Origin of the sequence: Kribbella sp. CA-247076, assembly GCF_050942445.1 — a bacterium.
Classification (GTDB): Bacteria; Actinomycetota; Actinomycetes; order Propionibacteriales; family Kribbellaceae; genus Kribbella.
In genome coordinates, this window is the sequence record NZ_CP192051.1 from 2,687,288 (window position 1) to 2,707,557 (window position 20,270).

Below are 20,270 nucleotides of genomic sequence, written 5' to 3' on the forward strand. Positions count from 1 at the left end.
GAAGAGGAATCCACCGTGACCGCGCCGAACATCCTGCTGATCGTGTCCGACGACCACGGCTACGCCGACCGCAGCGCTCTCGGGGTGCATCCGGACGTGCGCACGCCTGCGTTGGATCAGCTCGCCGCCGAGGGAGTGACCTGCATGGACGCGTACGTGACCGCGCCGATCTGCAGTCCTTCACGCGCGGCGATCATCTCCGGGCGGTATCAGCAGCGGTGGGGCGGACAGTGGTTCGACTCGGCCGCTTTCCCGCCGGACGACGTACCGACACTGGCGGAGCTGCTGCGCGACCAGGGCTATCGGACCGGATACTTCGGGAAGGTGCACTACGGCCCTGAGTCGGTCGGCGATCGGGCCTGCCCGCCGCACCACGGGTTCGACGAGACCTTGTACGGGCTGGCGGGTCAGTCCTACGGGCGGCTCAACTACCTGCACCACTCGGAGGCGGCGATGTCGTCGTACGGTCCGGAGGCGGCGCACCGGATGGCGGTCCAGCCGCTGCTGAGCGGCGACGAGCCGGTCGAGCACGAAGGGTTCCTCACCGCCGAGCTGGGCCGGCGGGCGGGGGAGTTCATCACGTCCGCGGACGACCGGCCGTACTTCTGCATGCTGGCGTTCAATGCGGTGCACAACTTCTGCTGGCAACTGCCCGAGGACGAGCTCGCCGCCCGCGGCCTGCCGGCGTTCGGCGACTGGACGCCGGAGGCCGGCGAATTCACCGAGTGGTACGACGACGCGATCGTGCCGAACCTGCCCCACGGCCGGGAGTACTACCTCGCACAACTCGAACTGATGGACGCCGAGATCGGGCGGTTGCTGCAGCTCGTCGACGACAACACGATCGTCGTGTATCTCACCGACAACGGCGGCTCCACCTGCAACTTCGGCGACAACACTCCGCTGCGCGGGACGAAGTACACGCTGTGGGACGGCGGCATCCGGGTCCCGATGATCTGGCGCTGGCCGGGGGACTTGCCGGCCGGCCGTCGTACGGACGCAGTGGTGAGCTCGCTCGATCTCGTGCCGACGTTGCTGTCCGCGGCCGGTGCCGCGGTCCCGGACGCGGACGGCATCAACCTCCTGCCGGTGTTGTCAGGGGCGGAGGGCGCCGCCGCGCACGAGGCCTTGCACTGGGACTGCGAGTTCCAGTGGGCCGTGAGGGCAGGCGACTGGAAGCTGTCGTGGGTCGGTGAGACTCCTCAAGTCCAGCATCTGCGGGAGTACGAACACGCGCCGATGGGCGACGGCTGGTTCCTTGCGAACCTCGCCGACGACCTGGGCGAGCAGCGTAATCGCCTCGCCGAGGAACCGTCAGTCGTTGGGCGGCTGCACGAGCTCCACACCAACTGGCGCGCGACGGTCGGTCTGCCGCCGCTGCCTCAGACGGTCAGCCCGTAGGTGATCGCCGTCGGCTCTTCCTGGTGACCGATGTCGGGTGTCCGCTCGTACTCGTCCCAGGCGAGCATCCGGTTGAGCTGACGCCGGACCGGCTCGAGCACTTCGGTCACAGTCACGTCCCGGCCGAGCTCCTTGGACAGCGTGGTCACGTCGGCGTCGGAGATCCCGCACGGCACGATCCGGTCGAACCAGCCCAGGTCGTTGTCGCAGTTCAGCGCGAACCCGTGCATCGTCACGCCCTGCGAGACCCGGATCCCGATCGCCGCGATCTTCCGCTCCCGGCCGCGCTCGTCCGCCGCGACCCACACGCCACTGCGGCCCTTGACCCGACCGGTGGTCACGCCGAGCTCGGCGCAGACCGCGATCAGCGCTTCCTCCAGCCGCCGGACGTAGTCGACGACGTACACGTGTGAGGCCAGCTTCACGATCGGGTAGCCCACCAGCTGCCCCGGACCGTGCCAGGTGATCTTCCCGCCCCGGTCGACGTCCACCACCGGCGTCCCGTCCAGCGGACGCTCGTGCGGCTCGGTCCGCTTGCCCGCCGTGTACACCGGTGGGTGCTCCAGCAGGATGACCGTGTCCGCACCGGTGCCCTCGGCAACTTCCGCGTGCAGGCGCCGCTGCTCGGCCCACGCGGTCTCGTAGTCCACCGCGTCGGCACCGAACCCGGCCTCGACGTACCTGATCTTCCTCACGCCCTTGAGTGTATGCCGCCCCGCCAGCGGCCGTTCGCCGCCGTCCACAGGGCCGAGCCTGTGGATAACTTCCGGGGTGGTGGTCGCGATTCGTGCACTCTCTAGGGCATGGCACTCGAAGACATCGCCGGCTACAGCCTGCGCCGGAAGCTCGGGTCCGGATCGGCCGGCACTGTCTGGCTGGTTCGCGACCGGGCTTCTGGCCGCAACGCCGTGCTCAAACGCATCCCGACCACCGCGATCGCCCACCCGGAGGAACTCCGTGAAGACCTCGCCGTCCTGCAGCGCATCACCCACCCGCACCTCGCGCGCCTCCAGGAGGTCCGCGAGACCGGCACCGAGTGGCTCCTCTTCAGTCAGTACGTCGTCGCCGGCTCGCTGAGCGCCCTGCTCGGCCGCCGCGGACCGCTGACCGACGGCGAGCTCGTCACCCTGCTCAGCCCGCTCACCGAAGCCCTCGACCACCTCCACCGATCAGGCCTCACCCACGGCCGCGTCACCCCCGCCAACATCATGTTCGACGCCGACGGCCGCCCCCTCCTAACAGACCCCGCCCTCCACCCCCACCTCTCCACCCCACGCACCCCAACCAACCCCTCCACACCACCCGCCGAGCCAACCACCCTGCCCCCGCCCTCCGCACCGACCACCCCGCCCTCGCCCTCCACGTCAACCGCCCCGCCCCCGCGCTCCGCACCAACTGCCCAGCCCCCGCACCCCACGCCGCCTGACGACTGGCCCACCCGGGCGCAGCGCTACACACTGGCCGACGATTTCGCCGCCTTGGCCGCCGTGGCCCACCACTCCGGCGGCGATCCCACCACCTTTACTCCCAACCTCTTAACCCCCGCCGCCCGCCAGAGTCTCCTGTCCCTCGCCACCCCCGTCCCCATCAACCTCGCCTTCACCGACGACAAGGAGCCCACCACACCACCGCGCCCGCGCCCCACCACCAAGCCCCCAACCCCGCCCGACCCACCCCATCGCGCCCGCACGCCGCTAGCCCCACTTCCACCCGTCACGCCGCCACCCACTACACCCCAACCCGTCCTCCACCAACCGCCCCCACCCAAACCCCTCCGCCCAACCGTCAAGCCGACCCGCGTCCAATCCCGCACAAAGCTCGGCCGAGCCCGAACCCCACCCCCCAACCCCCTATCCCGCCTCACCCCTCCACCAGCAGCCCACGCTGACCCGACCGCCACCACCCCAAGCGAGGTCGACCGTCATGACGCAGACCACGCAGAGCTTGCGGAAATGACCTCCGGCCTGAGCTCATCTGGCAACTGGTCCGCAAGCGTGGCGCATGCCCCAGATGCCCCGACCGCCGTCCGTTCACAGCGCGGTGTCCGACGCCCGAGCCGCCGACGCACCTGGCGCCGCAGACGCATCACCCGTATCGCACCAGTCGCAGCCCTCAGCCGCGTCAGCTTCCGCCACCCGGCGTACGGCGTACTCGCGGCCGTCGGCCTGGGAGCAGCCGTCGTCCTGATCCTCGGCCTGATCACCGTCGGCGTGCTCGACAACCCAACCCACACAGCAGCAACCACCAACCAACCGACGTCACCCACGAACAGCAGCGCGTCGTCCACCACGCCGTCCACAAACCCGTCCACCTCGACGTCGCCCGCCGCCGCGGCCTCGCCGTCCAGCAAGCAGTTGCCGTCCACCACGACCTCGCCAACCCAACCACCCAAGGCGTCCCGCGCTGACGCCGCCAAGTGGACCCAGACCCTCCAAGCGCTCGACACCCAACGCGCCCAAGCCTTCTGGACCCTCGACCCGCGCCTCCTGGACCGCGTCTACGTCCCCGGCAGCGCACCCTGGTCAGCCGACCGAGCCCTCCTCGCCACCTACCGGAAACACGAGCTCCGAATCCGCGACCTCCAGATCCGCATCACCAGCACAACCGTCGAAAGCCGAACCCCCACAACCGTCGTCCTCCGCACCACCGACCACCTCACCGCCGGCCAAGCCGTCACCCGAACCGGCACCGCCACCCAACTCCCACCCGCGCCGCCCACGACCCGACTGATCACCCTGACCACACACCCAACCACCACCGCGCCCACGCGCCCACCCACCGGCCCGTCCACGCCAACCACCAGCAGGGCCGACGCGGCCACGACCTGGCGGATCTCAGCCATCACCGCCGCTTGAGCAACCTCGGTCGCACTCGAACTCGCGTGCTCAGTCAAGAGCTCCGGGGTCAGCGGTTGAGGGCGGAGGTCAGGGCTGATTGGGCGGTGGGGTGGTGGAAGGTGAAGCCTTCGGACTGGAGGCGGGTGGGGATGGCTCGGTTGCTGCCGATGAGCTCCCAGGCGAACTCGCCGAGGACGGCCTTGAGGACGAAGGCCGGGACCGGCACCAGGGCCGGGCGGTGGAGGGCGGTGGCCAGCGCTTCGGTGAACTCGCGGTTGGTCGCCGGGTGCGGGAGGACGACGTTGACCGGGCCGGAGAGGGTCTCGTGGTCGGCGACGAAGCGGATCGCGCGGAGCCAGTCGGTGAGGGAGACGATCGGAAAGTACTGGTCGCCTGACCCCAGGCGACCGCCGAGACCGACGCGGAACGGGAGGCTGATCAACTGGAACGCTGGAGCTTTGCGATCAAGGACCACGCCGGTGCGGACAGCGGCGACTCGGCAGCCGGCCGCACGGGCCGGCTCGAGGGCGCCTTCCCACATGCGGACCACGTCCGCGAGGAAGCCGTCACCGAGCTCGGACTCCTCGGTGAGTACGCGGTCGCCGCAGTCGAGGCCGTAACCGCCGATGCCGCTCTGCGTGATCACGGCCGGCCGCCGGTCGAGTTGCGCGGCCGCGTTCGCCAGCGTGCTCGTCGTACTCACGCGGCTCTCCCGGAGCACGGCGCGGTACGTCGGCGTCCACGGGCGACCGATGTTCGCGCCGGCCAGGTTCACGAGTACGTCGGGTTCGTCGAGGCTGGCCGGGTCCAGGTCACCACGGGCCGGGTCCCAGCGGATCTCGTCCGGTTCGGTGGGCGGACGACGTACCAGCCGGGTCACCTGGTGGCCGTCGGCAACCAGGTCGCGGGTGAGCGCCGTACCGAGGAAGCCGGAGGCGCCGGCCAGCACGTACTTCATCCTGCTCGCTCCTTGGGTCGTCCTGCTCCGGCAGTACCCGGTCGGAAACCGCCACCGGCCTCAGACAGTAACCAGCCGGACATCCACCAACCCAACCGGCTCTCCGGAGGGGTTCACCGTCGCCTGCTCCCGGAGCCCGCGGAGCCGGCCTGAGATGGGGCTGGGCCTGTCTCGGGGAGACAGGCCCAGCGGTGGTGTTCGGAGGTGGTGCCGGGGGCACGCAGCTCGGGGTGGATCAGACGTCGAACTGGGCCTCTTCGAGGCGCTGCTTGACGGCGGTGAGGTAGCGGGCGGCGTCGGCGCCGTCGACCAGGCGGTGGTCGTAGGTGAGCGCCAGGTAGACCATCTGCCGGATCGCGATCGTCTCGCCGAGTTCCGGGTGGGTGATGACCACCGGGCGCTTGACGACGGCGCCGGTCCCGAGCATGCCGACCTGCGGCTGGTTCAGGATCGGGGTGTCGAACAGCGCGCCGCGGCTGCCGGTGTTGGTGATGGTGAAGGTCCCGCCGGCCATCTCGTCCGGCAGCACCTTGTTGTTGCGGGTGCGGTCGGCCAGGTCGGCGATCTTCTTCGCCAGGCCGGCGATGTTCAGGTCGCCGGCGTTGTGGACGACCGGGACCATCAGGCCCTTCTCCACGTCCACCGCGATGCCGAGGTGCTCGGCGGCGTGGTACGTGATCTCGCCCTTTTCGTCGTCGATCGAGGCGTTGAGCTTCGGGTACTGCTTCAGCGCGTCGACCGCGGCCAGTGCGAAGAACGGCAGGAAGGACAGCTTGACGCCCTCGCGGGCCTCGAACTCGGCCTTCTTCGCGTTCCGCAGCCGGGCGATCTCGGTGACGTCGACCTCGACCACCGTGGTCAGCTGGGCCGAGACCTTCAGCGAGTTGACCATGTGGCTGGCGATCGCCTTGCGGATCCGGCTCATCTTCTCGGTCGTACCGCGCAGCGGGCTGACCGTGGCCGGCTTCGCCGCCGGTGCGGAGGCAGCAGCCGGAGCGGCGGCCGGGGCCGACGCGGCAGCCTTCTTCGCCTCGGCGGCGGCGATGACGTCCTGCTTGCGGATGCGGCCGCCGACGCCGGTGCCCTGTACGGCGTTGAGGTCGACCTCGTGCTCGGCGGCGAGCTTGCGGACGAGCGGGGTCACGTAGTTCGGGCCGTCGGAGGAGGAGCCGTTCGGCGAGGCCTGAGCCGCGCCGGCCGGAGCCTGTGCCGGGGCCTGAGCCGGTGCGGCCTGCGGAGCCGGGGCAGCGGCCGGAGCCTGCGCGGACTGCGGAGCCGGCGCCTGCGCGGACGGAGCCTGTGCGGCGGCCGGCGCGGGTGCCTGAGCCGGGGCCTGGGCAGCGGGTGCCTGCGCCGGAGCCTGGCTCGGCGCCTCGGCCTGAGCAGGTGCCTCCGCCTGAGCCGGTGCCTCGTCCTGGGCAGGCGCCTGGTCCTGGGCGGGGGCCTCGGTCTGCTGGGGCTGCTCGGTCTGGGCCGGGGCCTCGGAGGCGGCAGCGGAGGAGGACGGCGCGGCGTCGCCGGAGCCGACGACGGCCAGCTCGGCGCCGACCTCGACGGTCTCGTCCTCGGCGACCTTGATCTCGAGGAGCTTGCCGGCGACCGGTGACGGGATCTCGGTGTCGACCTTGTCGGTGGAGACCTCGAGGAGCGGCTCGTCGACCGCGACGTCGTCGCCGACCTGCTTGAGCCAGCGGGTGACCGTGCCCTCGGTGACGCTCTCGCCCAGCGCGGGCAGCGTCACCGGCGTACCGCCGGCAGCACCGCCCGAGTCACCGGACGACTGGGCCGCCGGAGCCTCCTGGGCCTGCGCGGGCTGCTCGGCCGGAGCCTGCTGAGCCGGCGCCTCCTGGGCCGGGGCCTGAGCCTGAGCCGGGGCCTGAGCCTGAGCCTGAGCCGGAGCCTCCTGGGCCGGAGCCGCAGCTTCCTGAGCCGGAGCCTCCTGAGCGGGTGCATCCTGAGCAGGCGCCTCCTGAGCCGGGGCGTCCTGCGCCGGGGCCTGGTCGGAGGTGCCGGACGACTCGCCGGCGTCGCCGATGACGGCCAGTTCCGCGCCGACCTCGACGGTCTCGTCCTCGGCGGCCTTGATCTCGAGCAGGGTGCCCGCCACCGGCGAGGGGATCTCGGTGTCGACCTTGTCGGTCGAGACCTCCAGCAGGGGTTCGTCGACGGCCACCGTGTCGCCGACCTGCTTGAGCCAGCGGGTGACGGTTCCTTCGGTGACGCTCTCCCCGAGGGCCGGCAGGGATACAGAGGTCGGCATGACGGTCGTTGCTCCTTCGTCTGTTCGGTCGAGGTCAGCCTACGGTGCCGCCGGCGCGGGCGGGATCCGGGTCAGCGGACACGCACGCCCCGACAGCCTCAAACCTACTCGGGCGGGCCAGTGGCCCGCCCGAGTGCGTCAGTCGTGGAAGTGCAGGGGCTTCCCGGCAAGCGCGAGGTGGGCTTCGCCGAGGGCCTCGTTCTGGGTCGGGTGGGCGTGCACGAGCGGTGCGACGTCGGCCGGGTACGCCTCCCAGTTGTAGATCAGCTGGGCCTCGCCGATGAGTTCGCCGACGCGGGAGCCGACCATGTGCAGCCCGACCACGGCGCCGTCTTTGGCCCGGACCAGCTTCACGAACCCGGCGGTTTTGAGGATCTGGCTCTTGCCGTTGCCGCCGAGGTTGTAGTTGAGGATGTCGACGTCGCCATACTTCGCCCGCGCCTGCTCCTCGGTCAGGCCGACGGAGGCGACCTCGGGCTCGGAGTAGGTGACGCGCGGGATGCCGGCCTCGTCGATCGGGGTCGGCTTGAGCCCGGCGAGATGCTCGGCGACGAAGATGCCCTGCTGGAACCCTCGGTGTGCGAGCTGCAACCCGGGCACGATGTCGCCGACCGCGTATACTCCGGGCACGCTGGTCTGCAGCGTCGCGTCGACGGTGACGAAACCGCGGTCGAGCGCGACGCCGACTTCCTCGTAGCCGAGTCCACTCGTGTTGGGTCCACGACCGACCGCGACCAGCAGCACCTCGGCCTCGATCACCTCGCCGCCGGCGACAGTCACGCGGACGCCGTTGTCGACGACCTCGACCGACTCGAACGGCGTACCGGTCTTGAACGCGATCTTCCGCTTCCGGAACGCCCGCTCCAGCGTCTTCGAGCAGTCGGCGTCCTCGGCCGGGACGAGCCGCGGCAGCGCCTCGACGATCGTCACCTTGGTGCCGAACGAGGTCCACGCGGAGGCGAACTCGACGCCGATCACGCCGCCGCCGAGTACGACCGCGGACTCCGGCACCCGGTCCATCGTCAGCGCGTGCTCGGAGGCGATCACCCGGTGACCGTCCAGCTCGAGCCCCGGCAGCGAGCGCGAGTACGAGCCGGAGGCAAGGATCACGTGACGGCCGGTGTACGTCGTCCCGCCGACCTCGACCGTGGTCGCCGACGTGAGCCGGCCCTCGCCCTCGATCACCGTGATGCCGCGGGCCTTCAGCTGGCCCTGCAGGCCCTTGAAGAGCCGGTCGACGACGCCGTCCTTGTACTTGTTGACCCCGCCCATGTCCACGCCCTCGAGCGTGGTCCGGACGCCGAACTGCTCACCCTCGCGGGCCGAGTCGGCGACCTCGGCGGCGTGCAGCAGCGCCTTGGTCGGGATGCAGCCGCGGTGCAGACAGGTCCCGCCGACCTTGTCCTTCTCCACCAACGCCACGGACATCCCGAGCGTCGCGGCCCGCAGCGCGGCGGCGTAGCCACCGCTGCCACCGCCAAGAATCACCAGGTCGTACGTCGTACCACTGTCGGTCACAGGTTCCTCCGTGGGTCTGGAGCGTCGGCAGGCGGCCCCGGATCGCGGTGCCGGCCCGGCGTCATCCTTTCACCGATACCGCCGGGCGCCACCCCCGGGCCGCCCGCGAACCGTTACCGGAGATTTCGTGCGGGGAGTTGGTGAGATAGGGGACACTTGCCCCATGAAGTGGTTCGGTCGCCGGCAGAAGCCGGGCACGATGCGCCGGTCGGACAACCCCGACCAGGCGCACCTGCGGGAGTTCGCCCAAACCCGCCAGGGCGTCGAGGGCTTCGTCGAGCCCCGGACGGCGGTGACGGAGTACACGCTGCTACTGGTCGCCATCGACGGCGAGTGGACCCGTCGCCGGGTCCCGTCGGTCGAGTGGGCGCACAACTTCGCCAACAAGCTGGGCATCCCGTCGTACGACGCCGCCGTCGTCGGGTATCCGCCCCGCATGCGCGAGTACAACGCCCGCATGAAGAAGAACGGCTTGTCCTAGAGGATCGGCACGCGTTGCCGCACCGCCGCGACCACCTCCGTGTCGACCACGCCGTGCAGTACGCCGGCCGCCGCGCCCAGTCGCGCGGACGTCTGACCCAGGGGAGTGGTCAGGCTGCTCCGCCCGACACCGAGCGGATCGGTGCCCACCGGCGGCACGTAGGCCTGGTCACACGCCAGCAACCACGCCTGCGCGTCCGCGGCCCGCGCCCGCGTCAGCAGGTGCCACTGCTCCTCCTTGCCCGGCCCCGCACCCCACGACGCGGGTACGACGACCAGCTCCGCGCCGGCCCGCCCGAGCGCGGTGAACTGGTCCGCGAACCGCAGGTCGTAGCAGGTGGCCAGCCCGATCGTCACGTCCCGGTAGGAGAACGTCACCAGCTCATTGCCGGGAGCAACGGTGTCCGACTCGCGCGACCCGAAGGCGTCGTACAGGTGGATCTTCCGGTACGCCGTCTCGACGCCCGGACCCGTGACCAGCAAGGTGTTGTGGACCCGTCCGTCCGTGGCCGGCTCGAACAGGCCGGCCACGACGACCACCTCGAGCTCGGCCGCGACCTTGCGCAGACCGGTCGCGAACGGGCCGTCGAGCGGCTCGGCGACCGCGCGCAGGTCGGTGCCGAACCTGGCCAGCACCGCCTCAGGCAGAACGATCAACGAGGCTCCGTCGGCGGCGGCCGCGCGGACCGCGTCGGTGGCGGTGCTCAGGTTGGCGGCCGGATCGGGACCGGCCGTGACCTGGGCGGCGGCGACTCGCAGAAGTGTCATCGAACCCTCCAAGGCTGTATACATTGAGTATGCGATTGAGTGGGGACTCCGGCCGGGATCGTGCGTACCAGTACCTGCGAGGGACCGTGCTGAGCGACCCCGCGGTGTCGGGGACGTTCATCAACGAGCAGGCGGTGGCGACCGAGGTCGGCATCTCGCGCACCCCCGTGCGCGAGGCACTGCTGATGCTCGCAGCCGAGGACCTCGTCCAGTTGGTGCCGCACCGCGGCGCGTTCGTGGCGCCCGTGCCGGGCCGCGAGATCGCCGAGATGATGCAGGCCCGCGGTGTGATCGAGACCTGGGCCGCGACCACCTCGCTGGCCGCCGGCGACGCCCCGGTCGCGGCGATGTCCGCCGTCCTCGAGCAGCAGCGGGCGATCGTCGGCGACGGCGACGCGAAGGAGTTCATCGAGCTGGACAGCCAGTTCCACGCGCTCCTGGTCGCGGCCGCCGGCAACTCGGTCCTCGGCCGGCTGTACGACAACCTCCGGGCCAAGCACGTGCTGCTCGGCGTCGTCGCCCTGCAGCGCAGCGCGACCCGCCGGCAGGAGGTGCTCGCGGAGCACCAGGCGATCGTCGACGGCCTCGCGGCGGGCAAGCCGGAGGCTGCCGAGACGGCGATCCTCAGCCACCTCGACAGCACCGGCTCGCTGCTCATGCAGGGCTGACCACCGCGACCTCGTCCCGGACGGCGCGGCCCAGCCGCAGCCCGACCAGGGTGACCGCGCACGCGACCACGATGTACGCCGCGATGACGTACCCGGTCCCGGCCTTCGCCAGGAAGTACGTGAACGCCAACGGCGCCAGCGCTCCGCCGATCACACCGGCGAAGGTGTACGCCAGCGACGACCCGGTGTACCGCAGCCGCGCGGTGAACTGCTCCGACACGAAGGCGGCCTGCGGTCCGTACATCAGCGAGTGGAACACCAGCCCGATCACGACCCCCGGCAGCACGGTCGCGAACGACGACGCCATGGCGAAGAACACCACCGACCACAACGCTCCGCCGACGGCTCCGATCGCATAGACGGTCCGACGCCCGTACCGGTCGGAAAGCCAACCGGACAAGGGGATCGGCGGTTTCAACTGGTTGTTGCACTGAGGGCCTCGTTGAGGGCTTGGGCCGGAGTCTTCCATCCCAGGGTCTGTCGGGGGCGGGTGTTCAGCAGGTGGGCGACTTCGTCGGTGCGGGCCTGGGTGAGGGTTCGGAGGTCGGCGCCTTTGGGCCAGTACTGGCGCAGCAGTCCGTTGGTGTTCTCGTTGCTGCCCCGCTGCCAAGGTGAGTGGGGGTCGGCGAAGTAGATGTCGATCCCGGCGTCGACAGCGATGGCGGCGTGCTCGCTCATCTCGCTGCCGCGGTCCCAGGTCAGCGAGCCGCGCAGCGCTTGGGGCAGCGAGCCGATCAGCGGCGTCAGCGCGGCCTTCAGATCCAGCCCGGTATGCCGGTCCGGCAGCGGGGCCAGCAGCACGAACCGGCTCTTGCGTTCGACCAGGGTGATCACCGCGCCCTTGCCGACCCCGCCCAGCAGCAGGTCGCCTTCCCAGTGCCCGGGCACGGCCCGATCGCAGACCTCGGCCGGCCGCTGGCTGATCGGCACGATCCCGATCAGGCCCCGCCGCACAACGCCGCTGCGGGGCCTGCGGCTCATCCGTTTGGTGCGCAGGTGCTCGGTCAGTTCCCGCCGCAACTCGCCGCGGGTCTGCACGAACAACGACTGGTAGATCGTCTCGTGGCTCACCCGCATACCGTCGTCGCCGGGGAACAACCCTGGCAAGCTCGCCGCGATCTGCTGCGGGGACCAGTCCTGCAACAACAACTCCCCGACCGCCAGCGCCAACGGCCCGGTCAGCTTGAACGGCTTCGGACGACGCGCCCGCCGGACCGCATGACGTTGCGCCCGCACCGCCCGATACACCCGCGGCCGGCCCCACATCCCACCACCGGCCGCCCGCCGCGGCGGCAGCGACCCAAACCGACCAACACCGTTGCGCTCGATCTCCCGCGCAATCGTCGTGCGATGACGCCCCAGCACCGCCCCGATCTGCTCCACCGACAACCCAGCCGCCAGCGACCTCTCAATCACCTGACGCTCCCGCTCATCCAACCGCCTACCCGGCACCACAACCTCCAGTCATCACACAAATCATGTGCAACAACCGGTTGAGGCCAAGATCAGCCCGACCTGGAACGCGGAGCCGATCAGCACGGCGGTCACCGCCGCGCCACGACTCATGCCCAGTTCCTTGGTCGCGTACGTGAGCACGAACACCGCGAACATCGCGTACAGCACGTCCGGCCCGACCCGCGCCAGGATGGCCGCGACCAGGGGCCGCGCCTGCGTCCGCAGTACCTCGGACACCGGTGCCGTCGGCCGGTCGCCGCGGGCCTCCAACTCGCGGAAGACCGGAGTCTCCTCGAGCTTCGTCCGGATCAGCAGGCCGAAGGCAACCAGTACGGCGGACAGCAGGAACGCGACCCGCCATCCCCAGCTCAGGAACGCCTCTTCGGACAACGCGCCCGCGAGCACAGCCAGCACGCCGTTCGCCATCAGTGTGCCGAGCGGCGGCCCGACCTGCGCCGCGGACGCCCAGAACCCGCGCTCGCCTTCCTTGCTGAACTCGCTGCTCAGCAGGACCGCGCCACCCCACTCACCGCCGACGCCGACGCCCTGGGCGAACCGGAGCGCGACCAGGAGGGTCGGTGCGATAGCCCCGGCCTGCGCGTGCGTCGGCAGCAGGCCGATGAAGAATGTGGCCACACCGATCAGCAGCAGCGTGGCGACCAGGACGCGCTTGCGGCCGATCACGTCACCGAGCCGGCCGAAGAAGATACCGCCGAGCGGGCGGGCGACGTACCCGACCGCGTACGTCGCGAAGGCCTGCAACGTGCCGGTGAGCGGATCACTGCCCGGGAAGAACAGGTCGCCGAAGACGAGGGCCGCCGCGGAGCTGTAGACGGCGAAGTCGTACCACTCCAGCGACGTGCCGGACAGGCTCGCGGCGAACGCCTTGTAGAGCCCGCGGCGTTCTGGGGGAGAGCTGGACATCGGGTGGACCTCCTTGGGGGGATGCTCCATACTCGTTGTATACGACGTGTTCACGCAAGCGTTGAGACGAGAAGATCGGAGGAATCGCCCAGATGGGCCAGACCCTGCGCTTCACCCTGCCCGACGGCAGTGAGCGGGAGATCACCGTCCGCTACGCCCTGAACGCCGGATATGCCGGCCGCGACACCGATCAGGTCCAGCACCACGTGGACGAGTTGGCCGAGCTCGGCGTACCCGCTCCTGGCCGGATCCCGACGCTGTACCCGCTGTCCGCGTCGCTGGTCGGGCGCCCGGACGTCGTCCAGGTCGCGCACGCCAAGACGTCAGGCGAGGCGGAGTGGGCCCTCGTCGTCGGCGAGAACGACGTCCTGGTGACCGTCGCGTGCGATCACACCGACCGGGCGCTCGAGGTCCACGGCGTTGCCTGGAGCAAGCAGTCCGCGCCGGACGTCCTCGGTGACGTCGCCTGGCCGCTTGGTGAGATCGAGCACGAGCTGGACCGGTTCACCTTGAAGGCGTGGGTCCGGCACGGCGACACCGAGCAGCTGATCCAGGACGGCACGCTCGCGCAGTTGCTGCCGCCGTCGTACTGGCTGAAGGAGCTGGGTGACCGGATCGTGCCGGGCACCGTCCTGCTGAGCGGGACGATCCCGATGATCGCCGGCGTCGACCAGTTCGCCGACGCCTGGCGGGTCGAGCTGACCGACCCCCGCGGCCTCACCAGCCGCATCACCTACACCGTCGAGCAACTTGCCCCGGCCTGGGACTGAGATGAAGACCGAGCGCGAGTTCTTCGCCACCGGCGACCTGCCCTGGACGGAAGCGGGTGACGGCATCACCCAACGGATCCTGAGCAAGGACGCCGCCGACGGCACACTGACGCGGATCGCTCGCTGGGCGCCCGGGACCAGGTCCGGGGACGAGGTCATTCGGCACGAGTACGTCGAGGAGGTCTACCTGCTCGAGGGTGAGCTCACCGATCTCACCCTCGAGCGGACGTTCGGCCCCGGCGACTACGCGTGCCGGCCACCGGGGATGCCGCACGGTCCGTACGTCACCACCGGCGGCTGCACGATGCTGGAGATCCGCTGCTCAGCTCGCTGACGCGGCGAGCTCGACCAGCGTGCGTACGGCGTAACCGGTGCCGCCGGTCGGGGTGTAGCCGGAGGCTCCGCCGTCGTTGAAGGCCGGGCCGGCCACGTCGAGGTGGACCCAGTCGATGCCGTCAGCAACGAAGTCGCCGAGGAACGCGGCGGCGGCCAGCGCGCCGCCCCAGGGCTCGCCGGTGATGTTCGCCAGGTCGGCGACCTTCGAGTGCGAGCGCAGCTTGTCCAGCATCTCGGCCGGGACCGGCAGCGGCCACATCGACTCGCCGGCCGCGACCGCGGCGTCCACCACCCGGTCCCGGGCGGTATCGGTGTTCGCGAACGCACCGGCCACCTTGGTGCCCAGGGCAACGACACAGGCACCGGTCAGGGTGGCCACGTCGACGATCAGGTCCGGCTGGTCCTCGGACGCCCGGACCAGGGCGTCGCCGAGGACGAGCCGCCCCTCGGCGTCGGTGTTCAGCACCTCGACGGTCTTGCCGCCGTACATGGTGAGGACGTCGGACGGGCGGGCCGCCGAGCCGGACGGCATGTTCTCGGCCATCGCGGCGTACGTGGTCACCTGGACCGGCAGGCCGAGCCGGGCGATCGCGAGCGTGGCACCGATCACCGCGGCCGCGCCGGCCATGTCGGCCTTCATGCTGACCATCCCGTTGGCCGTCTTCAGCGACAGGCCGCCGGAGTCGAAGGTGATGCCCTTGCCGACGAACGCGAGGTGGGTGACCGGCTTCTTCGGCGCGTAGCTGATCCGGATCAGCCGCGGCGGGTTCGCCGACCCCTGGCCGACGCCGAGGATGCCGCCGTACCCGCCCTTGGCCAGGGCCTTCTCGTCCATCACCTCGACCTTGACGCCGTACTCCTTGCCGAGCTTGAGCGCCTGCGCGGCGAAGTCGGCCGGGTTCAGGTCCGACGGCGGCGTGTTCACCCAGTCGCGCACCTGGCGGACCGCGCCGGCGGTCACCTGGGCGCGCTCGAGCGCGGCCTTGGCCTCCTTGGTCCGGGCCAGGTCGGTCAGCACGGTCAGGTCGCCCGGCTCGTCGGCGGTGTCCGCGGACTTGTACGCCGTGAACGAGTAGCGACCGAGCAGCGCGCCCTCGGCGACCGCGCGGACGCAGTCGGCGTCCGGCGTCGGCAGCGCGAACGCGACCGACTGCGAGGTCTTGGCGGCGCGCACCCCGGTCCCGGCCGCGGTCCGCAGGTCCTCGGTCTTCAGCGCACCGTCGGGCGCCTCGCCGAGACCGACCGCGATCAGGGTGGCGGACCTGCCCGGCTTCGGCCCGGGGACCAAGGTGGCCTCACCGGTCTTGCCGGTGGCGCCGAGACCCGACAGCACCTCCACCAGCTTCCCGCCGTGCGCGGCGTTCAGCGACTCGGTGCCGGCCGGCAGGGCGACACCGCCGCCGACCTTGACCACGCCGATGACCACGGCGTCGGTCTTGACACCGGCCGCATCGGACTTGCTCAGGGTGATGGTGCTCACGAAAATCTCAGTCCTCCTTGACCGGCGGGCAGACGGCCGGTCGTGACGGTACGTGCATGCTGCCTCCGCATGCTACGCGTCGGGTAAGTTCCGCTCCATGACCCCGTCTCTGTCGCCCGACCTGAAGAAGTCCCCGCTGCACGAGCGCCACGTCGCCCTCGGCGCGAAGTTCGCCGAGTTCGGCGGCTGGGAGATGCCGCTGGAGTACTCCGGTGTCGTCGCCGAGCACACCGCGGTCCGCACGTCCGTCGGTGTCTTCGACGTCAGCCACCTGGGCAAGGCCACCGTGAAGGGCCCGGGCGCGGCCGCCTATGTGAACTCCTGTCTGACCAACGACCTCGGCAAGATCGCGCCGGGCCAGGCGCAGTACACGCTGTGCTGCAACGAGCGCGGGGGAGTGGTCGACGACCTGATCGCCTACCTGCACGCCGACGACGACGTATTCCTGATCCCGAACGCGGCCAACACCGCCGAGGTTGTCCGGCTGCTGCAGGCGGACGCGCCGGACGGCGTGGTGGTGACGAACACCCATGACGACTACGCGATCCTCGCGGTCCAGGGCACCAGGAGCGACGACGTACTGACCGCGATCGGGCTGCCGACGGGGCACGACTACATGTCGTTCACCACCGCCGAGTTCGCCGGTACGCCGGTCGTCGTCTGCCGGACCGGGTACACGGGCGAGCGCGGGTACGAGCTCGTCGTACCGAACGCGGCCGCGGTCGGCGTGTTCGACGCGTTGCTCGACGCCGGCGCGCAGCACGCGATCGTGCCCGCCGGTCTGGGCGCGCGGGACACGCTGCGGACCGAGATGGGCTATCCGCTGCACGGCCAGGACATCTCCCCGGACATCACGCCGGTGCAGGCGCGGTCCGGGTGGGCGGTCGGGTGGAAGAAGGAACGCTTCTGGGGTCACGAGGCGCTGCGCGCGGAGAAGGAGCGCGGGGCGGCCCGGATCCTGCGCGGACTGCTGGCGGCCGGCCGCGGCATCCCCCGGCCGCACATGACGGTGCTCGACCCGGCCGGGACCGCGCTCGGTGAGGTTACCTCGGGGACCTTCTCGCCGACGCTGAAGAAGGGCATCGCGCTGGCGCTGCTGGACGCCACGATCAAGGAGGGGGACCAGGTGACCGTCGACATCCGCGGCCGCCAGGAGACCTTCGACGTGGTCAAGCCCCCGTTCGTCACCGTGCACGTGCGCGAGAGCTGACCATTTCGGCAGGGTCGAATCCCTGAATGCGCTACGGAGCGTAGCGACTACCAATTGCAAACGCCGATTACTTTCCGTCAGATCGTGGCACAAAAAGGCCACTGTCGGTGCTGTGCCGACGCGTTTAGCGCATATCCGGATGCACAGAGTGACGATTTGGGGCAAATGTTCCAGAGCGGTACCCGTTCCGGTAACGATTTGTGCACCACTGGCTGGCACCGCTGGTTTGGTGTCACGGCGTCGGGCAGGCTAGCGCGCGGTTGTCAGGGACCGCGGTGTCAAGGGGATTTGACGCAGGCCGTCCACACAACGAAGGTTCGGCAGGATCCACCCGATCACTGCCGGATCACTCGAACCGAATCCGGCTGACAGAGCTGACGGAGCGCGAATGACAATTGGTCCCCCGGACACCACCGTCGGTGTCGAGGAACACCCGTCGTCGGCGGAGCCGGCGCGGGCTGCCTCGGTGGCGCACGGGAAGTCCCCGACCCGGATCGCGATGGACCGGCTCCGCAAGGACAAGGTCGCCGTCACCTGCGCGATCATCGTGCTGCTGTTCATTCTCGTCGCCGTGTTCGCACCGCTGCTGGCCAAGCTCGAGGGCCAGGACTACAGCACCTTCCACACCGACCTGGTCGACGAGTTCGGCTTCCCGCTGCAGGGACCGACCGGCACGCACTGGTTCGGCGTCGAGCCGAAGACCGGCCGGGACAACTTCGCCCGCTGGGTGTACGGCGCCCGTCCGTCGCTGATCGTCGCCTTCACCGCGACCCTGTTCGGCACCGTCGTCGGGGTCACGATGGGCCTGCTGGCCGGCTTCCTCGGCGGCTGGGTCGACCGGGTGATCTCCTGGGTCATCGACTTCGTCCTCAGCCTGCCGTACCTGCTGTTCGCGATCGCGATGGTCCCGATCGTCGAGTCCTGGCGGGGCGGTTCGTTCAACCTCTCGCCGGAGGAACAGGCGTCGACCAGGTTCTACGTCCTGATCTTCGTGCTCTCGTTCTTCGGCTGGGCCGGACTGGCGCGCATCATCCGCGGCGAGGTGCTCTCGCTGCGCGAGCGCGAGTTCGTCCTGGCCGCGAAGGCGATCGGCGTGCCGACGCGGCAGGTGCTGTTCAAGGAACTGCTGCCGAACCTGGTGGCCCCGATCGTGATCTCGGCCTCGCTGTCGCTGCCGGCGTACGTGACCGCCGAGGCCGGTCTGTCCTTCCTCGGGGTCGGTCTGGTTGAGCCGATCCCGTCCTGGGGCCAGACGATCGCGGTGGCGACGAACTGGTTCAAGGCCTACCCCTTGTTCCTGTGGCTGCCGGTGATCGGGATCACCCTGCTGGTGCTCGCACTGGCCCTCCTCGGCGACGCGGTCCGCGACGCCTTCGACCCCAAGACTCGCCGGTAGTGCGGCGATTGCCCCAGCGGCAGAAAAGGAGAAACACGACCATGCAGTGGAAACGGATCACCGCAGTCGCGGCGACGGTCATGCTGGCCGCCGTGGCATGTGGCAGCCCGTCGTCGAACAATGACTCCGGCGGTGGTGGCAACACCGGCAACGAGACCGCCCAGGAGAAGGCCACTGACCCGACTGCCAAGGGGCCGGCCAAGGAGGTCGAGGGGGCGAAGAAGGGCGGCACGATCACCGTGCTGTCCGACGTCACCCCGGACACGTTCGACCCGACGAACATCTACTACACCGACGGCAACCAGATCGGGAAGCTGATCTACCGGGCGCTGACCCAGTACAAGCTGGACGACGAGACCGGCAAGCCGACGCTGGTCCCGGACCTCGCCGAGGACCTGGGCACCAAGTCCGCCGACGGCCTGACCTGGACGTTCAAGCTGAAGCAGGGCATCAAGTACGCCGACGGCACGACGGTCAAGGCCGCCGACTACGCGTACGCGATCAAGCGCTCCTTCGCGCACGACCTGTACGACGCCGGACCGACGTACCAGCTGCAGTTCTTCAAGGACGGCGACAAGTACAAGGGCCCGTACGGCCCGAACGGTGCGAACTACGCCGGGGTCGAGACGCCGGACGAGTCCACCCTGGTCATCAAGCTGGCGAAGAAGTTCGACGACCTGCCGTTCTACGCGGCGTTCCCGATGTTCACGCCGATCCCGCAGGCGAAGGACACCCAGAAGAACTACGAGCAGCGTCCGATGACGACCGGCCCGTACAAGGTCGACTCGTACACCCCGGGCACGCAGCTCAAGCTGTCGAAGAACGAGAACTGGGACCCGAACACCGACCCGGTGCGGCACCAGTACGTCGACGGCTGGGACTTCAAGTTCGCCCAGGACACCATCAAGGCGCAGCGCCAGGTGCTGGCCAGCTCCGGCCCGGACGCGAACGCGCTGAACTACAGCAACCTCGACGTCTCGCTGCTGCCTGAGGTCAAGGACCAGGCCCAGCTCGTCAAGGGCCCGGGCCCGTGCACCATCACCTACCCGATGGACACCCGGAAGATCCCGCTCGAGGTGCGCAAGCTGATCGCCAAGGCGCACCCGTACGACTCGTGGCGCAAGGTCGCGGGTCTGAACCCGAACGACGCCCCGCCGGCGTCGACCATCCTGCCGCCGGCCGTCCCGGGCTTCGAGAAGTACGAGCTCCCGGGCCTGACCGGAACCGGCAAGGGCGCCGAGGACGACGCCGTCGCCGCCGAGATCAAGTCGGAGCTGGCCAAGCTCGGCAAGGCCAACTTCGAGCTCAGCTGGTACTACTCGATCGACGACAAGATCTCGACCCAGACGACCCAGCTGCGCAAGCAGGTCTACGAGAAGGCCGGCTTCAAGGTCCGGGCCATCGGTGTGCCGAAGGCCAAGATCCGTACCTTCACCGGTGACCAGGACGCGCCGGTCAACATCGGCAAGACCCCGACCGGCTGGTGCTCCGACTGGCCGAGCGGCACCAGTTGGTTCCCGGTGCTGTTCCGGTCCGACGCGATCGCCCTGGGCAACAGCGTCGGTCAGCTGCAGGACAAGGCCCTGGACGCGGAGATCGACAAGATCTCGGCGATGGAGCCGGACCAGCAGCTGAAGGAGTGGTCGAAGATCGACAAGAAGATCCTGGAGACGCACCTCCCGGCTCTGCCGCTGTACTACAGCGCGACCAACTCGCCGGTGGGCAAGAACATCGGTCACGCGGTCAACGACATGACCCAGGGCCTGCCCGAGTTCACGTCGATGTACCTGAAGCAGCCCTGATCAGGTC

General features: G+C 70.0%; 18 protein-coding genes. 9 read left to right on the top strand and 9 right to left on the bottom strand.

The window, feature by feature from the left end; genetic code table 11:
- The first annotated feature begins 15 nt into the window (after positions 1-15).
- The gene (locus tag ACQPYZ_RS12870) at positions 16-1,401 is read left to right on the top strand and encodes a sulfatase family protein (RefSeq protein WP_433167734.1); all 1,386 of its coding nucleotides are present in this window, start codon (positions 16-18) and stop codon (positions 1,399-1,401) included.
- On the opposite strand, the gene lipB is transcribed toward ACQPYZ_RS12870, so the two are convergent.
- Complete coding sequence (lipB, locus tag ACQPYZ_RS12875) at positions 1,383-2,096, bottom strand: lipoyl(octanoyl) transferase LipB (RefSeq protein ID WP_433167736.1); 714 nt, start codon at positions 2,094-2,096, stop codon at positions 1,383-1,385. The two genes, ACQPYZ_RS12870 and lipB, sit on opposite strands and share 19 nt — an antisense overlap.
- A 108-nt stretch (positions 2,097-2,204) precedes the next feature.
- Here lipB and ACQPYZ_RS12880 point away from each other — a divergent pair, with 108 nt between their 5' ends.
- Positions 2,205-4,256, top strand: coding sequence for a protein kinase domain-containing protein (locus ACQPYZ_RS12880; RefSeq protein WP_433167738.1), 2,052 nt, complete (start codon positions 2,205-2,207; stop codon positions 4,254-4,256).
- A gap of 49 nt (positions 4,257-4,305) precedes the next feature.
- On the opposite strand, the gene ACQPYZ_RS12885 is transcribed toward ACQPYZ_RS12880, so the two are convergent.
- The 3 genes from ACQPYZ_RS12885 to lpdA all read right to left on the bottom strand — a co-directional run bounded on the left by ACQPYZ_RS12885 (position 4,306) and on the right by lpdA (position 8,974).
- On the bottom strand, positions 4,306-5,196 hold the full coding sequence (locus ACQPYZ_RS12885) for a TIGR01777 family oxidoreductase (protein WP_433167740.1): 891 nt from the start codon (positions 5,194-5,196) through the stop codon (positions 4,306-4,308).
- Between the two features lie 235 nt (positions 5,197-5,431).
- Positions 5,432-7,456 carry a 2-oxoglutarate dehydrogenase, E2 component, dihydrolipoamide succinyltransferase gene (gene sucB, locus ACQPYZ_RS12890; RefSeq protein WP_433167742.1) on the bottom strand — a complete coding sequence of 675 codons (2,025 nt, stop codon included), beginning with the start codon at positions 7,454-7,456 and terminating at the stop codon, positions 5,432-5,434.
- A 138-nt stretch (positions 7,457-7,594) separates the two neighbouring features.
- The gene (lpdA, locus tag ACQPYZ_RS12895; RefSeq protein WP_433167744.1) at positions 7,595-8,974 is read right to left on the bottom strand and encodes a dihydrolipoyl dehydrogenase; all 1,380 of its coding nucleotides are present in this window, start codon (positions 8,972-8,974) and stop codon (positions 7,595-7,597) included.
- A 163-nt stretch (positions 8,975-9,137) separates the two neighbouring features.
- Here lpdA and ACQPYZ_RS12900 point away from each other — a divergent pair, with 163 nt between their 5' ends.
- Entirely contained in the window at positions 9,138-9,455 is a 318-nt protein-coding gene (locus tag ACQPYZ_RS12900) for a hypothetical protein (protein WP_433167746.1), read from the top strand.
- On the opposite strand, the gene ACQPYZ_RS12905 is transcribed toward ACQPYZ_RS12900, so the two are convergent.
- Complete coding sequence (locus tag ACQPYZ_RS12905; RefSeq protein ID WP_433167748.1) at positions 9,452-10,222, bottom strand: nitrilase-related carbon-nitrogen hydrolase; 771 nt, start codon at positions 10,220-10,222, stop codon at positions 9,452-9,454. The genes ACQPYZ_RS12900 and ACQPYZ_RS12905 overlap by 4 nt on opposite strands.
- A 29-nt stretch (positions 10,223-10,251) precedes the next feature.
- Between ACQPYZ_RS12905 and ACQPYZ_RS12910 the strand changes: the two genes are divergently transcribed.
- Positions 10,252-10,890 (top strand): GntR family transcriptional regulator, encoded by a 639-nt coding sequence (locus ACQPYZ_RS12910; protein WP_433167749.1) that lies wholly within the window; start codon positions 10,252-10,254, stop codon positions 10,888-10,890.
- Here the strand turns inward: ACQPYZ_RS12910 and ACQPYZ_RS12915 are convergent.
- Genes ACQPYZ_RS12915 through ACQPYZ_RS12925 form a run of 3 tightly spaced genes read right to left on the bottom strand, consistent with a single transcriptional unit; the run spans position 10,877 to position 13,299 of the window.
- Positions 10,877-11,359, bottom strand: coding sequence for an MFS transporter (locus ACQPYZ_RS12915; RefSeq protein ID WP_433167751.1), 483 nt, complete (start codon positions 11,357-11,359; stop codon positions 10,877-10,879). The genes ACQPYZ_RS12910 and ACQPYZ_RS12915 overlap by 14 nt on opposite strands.
- A complete protein-coding gene (locus ACQPYZ_RS12920) occupies positions 11,305-12,342 on the bottom strand; it encodes an IS30 family transposase (RefSeq protein ID WP_433167680.1) in 1,038 nt (345 codons plus the stop codon). Before ACQPYZ_RS12920 ends, ACQPYZ_RS12915 begins: the two co-directional genes overlap by 55 nt.
- A gap of 24 nt (positions 12,343-12,366) precedes the next feature.
- Positions 12,367-13,299, bottom strand: coding sequence for an MFS transporter (locus tag ACQPYZ_RS12925; RefSeq protein WP_433167753.1), 933 nt, complete (start codon positions 13,297-13,299; stop codon positions 12,367-12,369).
- A 62-nt stretch (positions 13,300-13,361) separates the two neighbouring features.
- Here ACQPYZ_RS12925 and ACQPYZ_RS12930 point away from each other — a divergent pair, with 62 nt between their 5' ends.
- Complete coding sequence (locus tag ACQPYZ_RS12930; protein WP_433167754.1) at positions 13,362-14,039, top strand: DUF2848 domain-containing protein; 678 nt, start codon at positions 13,362-13,364, stop codon at positions 14,037-14,039.
- 1 nt (position 14,040) lies between these two features.
- Positions 14,041-14,373 (top strand): cupin domain-containing protein, encoded by a 333-nt coding sequence (locus ACQPYZ_RS12935; protein WP_433167756.1) that lies wholly within the window; start codon positions 14,041-14,043, stop codon positions 14,371-14,373.
- Here the strand turns inward: ACQPYZ_RS12935 and ACQPYZ_RS12940 are convergent.
- Positions 14,362-15,855 carry a leucyl aminopeptidase gene (locus ACQPYZ_RS12940; protein ID WP_433167758.1) on the bottom strand — a complete coding sequence of 498 codons (1,494 nt, stop codon included), beginning with the start codon at positions 15,853-15,855 and terminating at the stop codon, positions 14,362-14,364. The genes ACQPYZ_RS12935 and ACQPYZ_RS12940 overlap by 12 nt on opposite strands.
- A gap of 97 nt (positions 15,856-15,952) precedes the next feature.
- On the opposite strand from ACQPYZ_RS12940, the gene gcvT reads away from it, so the two are divergent.
- From gcvT to ACQPYZ_RS12955, 3 genes are all read left to right on the top strand, one after another.
- Complete coding sequence (gcvT, locus tag ACQPYZ_RS12945) at positions 15,953-17,065, top strand: glycine cleavage system aminomethyltransferase GcvT (protein ID WP_433167760.1); 1,113 nt, start codon at positions 15,953-15,955, stop codon at positions 17,063-17,065.
- A gap of 388 nt (positions 17,066-17,453) precedes the next feature.
- Complete coding sequence (locus ACQPYZ_RS12950) at positions 17,454-18,461, top strand: ABC transporter permease (RefSeq protein WP_433167762.1); 1,008 nt, start codon at positions 17,454-17,456, stop codon at positions 18,459-18,461.
- A gap of 41 nt (positions 18,462-18,502) precedes the next feature.
- On the top strand, positions 18,503-20,263 hold the full coding sequence (locus tag ACQPYZ_RS12955) for an ABC transporter substrate-binding protein (protein ID WP_433167764.1): 1,761 nt from the start codon (positions 18,503-18,505) through the stop codon (positions 20,261-20,263).
- The last annotated feature ends 7 nt before the right edge of the window (positions 20,264-20,270 follow it).

Coding starts and splice junctions, on each gene's coding strand:
- ACQPYZ_RS12930 (WP_433167754.1), top strand. CDS start 13,362: ATGGGCCAGACCCTGCGCTTCACCCTGCCCGACGGCAGTGAGCGGGAG.
- ACQPYZ_RS12880 (WP_433167738.1), top strand. CDS start 2,205: ATGGCACTCGAAGACATCGCCGGCTACAGCCTGCGCCGGAAGCTCGGG.
- sucB (WP_433167742.1), bottom strand. CDS start 7,456: ATGCCGACCTCTGTATCCCTGCCGGCCCTCGGGGAGAGCGTCACCGAA.
- ACQPYZ_RS12915 (WP_433167751.1), bottom strand. CDS start 11,359: ATGGAAGACTCCGGCCCAAGCCCTCAACGAGGCCCTCAGTGCAACAAC.
- ACQPYZ_RS12935 (WP_433167756.1), top strand. CDS start 14,041: ATGAAGACCGAGCGCGAGTTCTTCGCCACCGGCGACCTGCCCTGGACG.
- ACQPYZ_RS12925 (WP_433167753.1), bottom strand. CDS start 13,299: ATGGAGCATCCCCCCAAGGAGGTCCACCCGATGTCCAGCTCTCCCCCA.
- gcvT (WP_433167760.1), top strand. CDS start 15,953: ATGACCCCGTCTCTGTCGCCCGACCTGAAGAAGTCCCCGCTGCACGAG.
- ACQPYZ_RS12905 (WP_433167748.1), bottom strand. CDS start 10,222: ATGACACTTCTGCGAGTCGCCGCCGCCCAGGTCACGGCCGGTCCCGAT.
- ACQPYZ_RS12900 (WP_433167746.1), top strand. CDS start 9,138: ATGAAGTGGTTCGGTCGCCGGCAGAAGCCGGGCACGATGCGCCGGTCG.
- ACQPYZ_RS12955 (WP_433167764.1), top strand. CDS start 18,503: ATGCAGTGGAAACGGATCACCGCAGTCGCGGCGACGGTCATGCTGGCC.
- ACQPYZ_RS12910 (WP_433167749.1), top strand. CDS start 10,252: ATGCGATTGAGTGGGGACTCCGGCCGGGATCGTGCGTACCAGTACCTG.
- ACQPYZ_RS12950 (WP_433167762.1), top strand. CDS start 17,454: ATGACAATTGGTCCCCCGGACACCACCGTCGGTGTCGAGGAACACCCG.
- ACQPYZ_RS12885 (WP_433167740.1), bottom strand. CDS start 5,196: ATGAAGTACGTGCTGGCCGGCGCCTCCGGCTTCCTCGGTACGGCGCTC.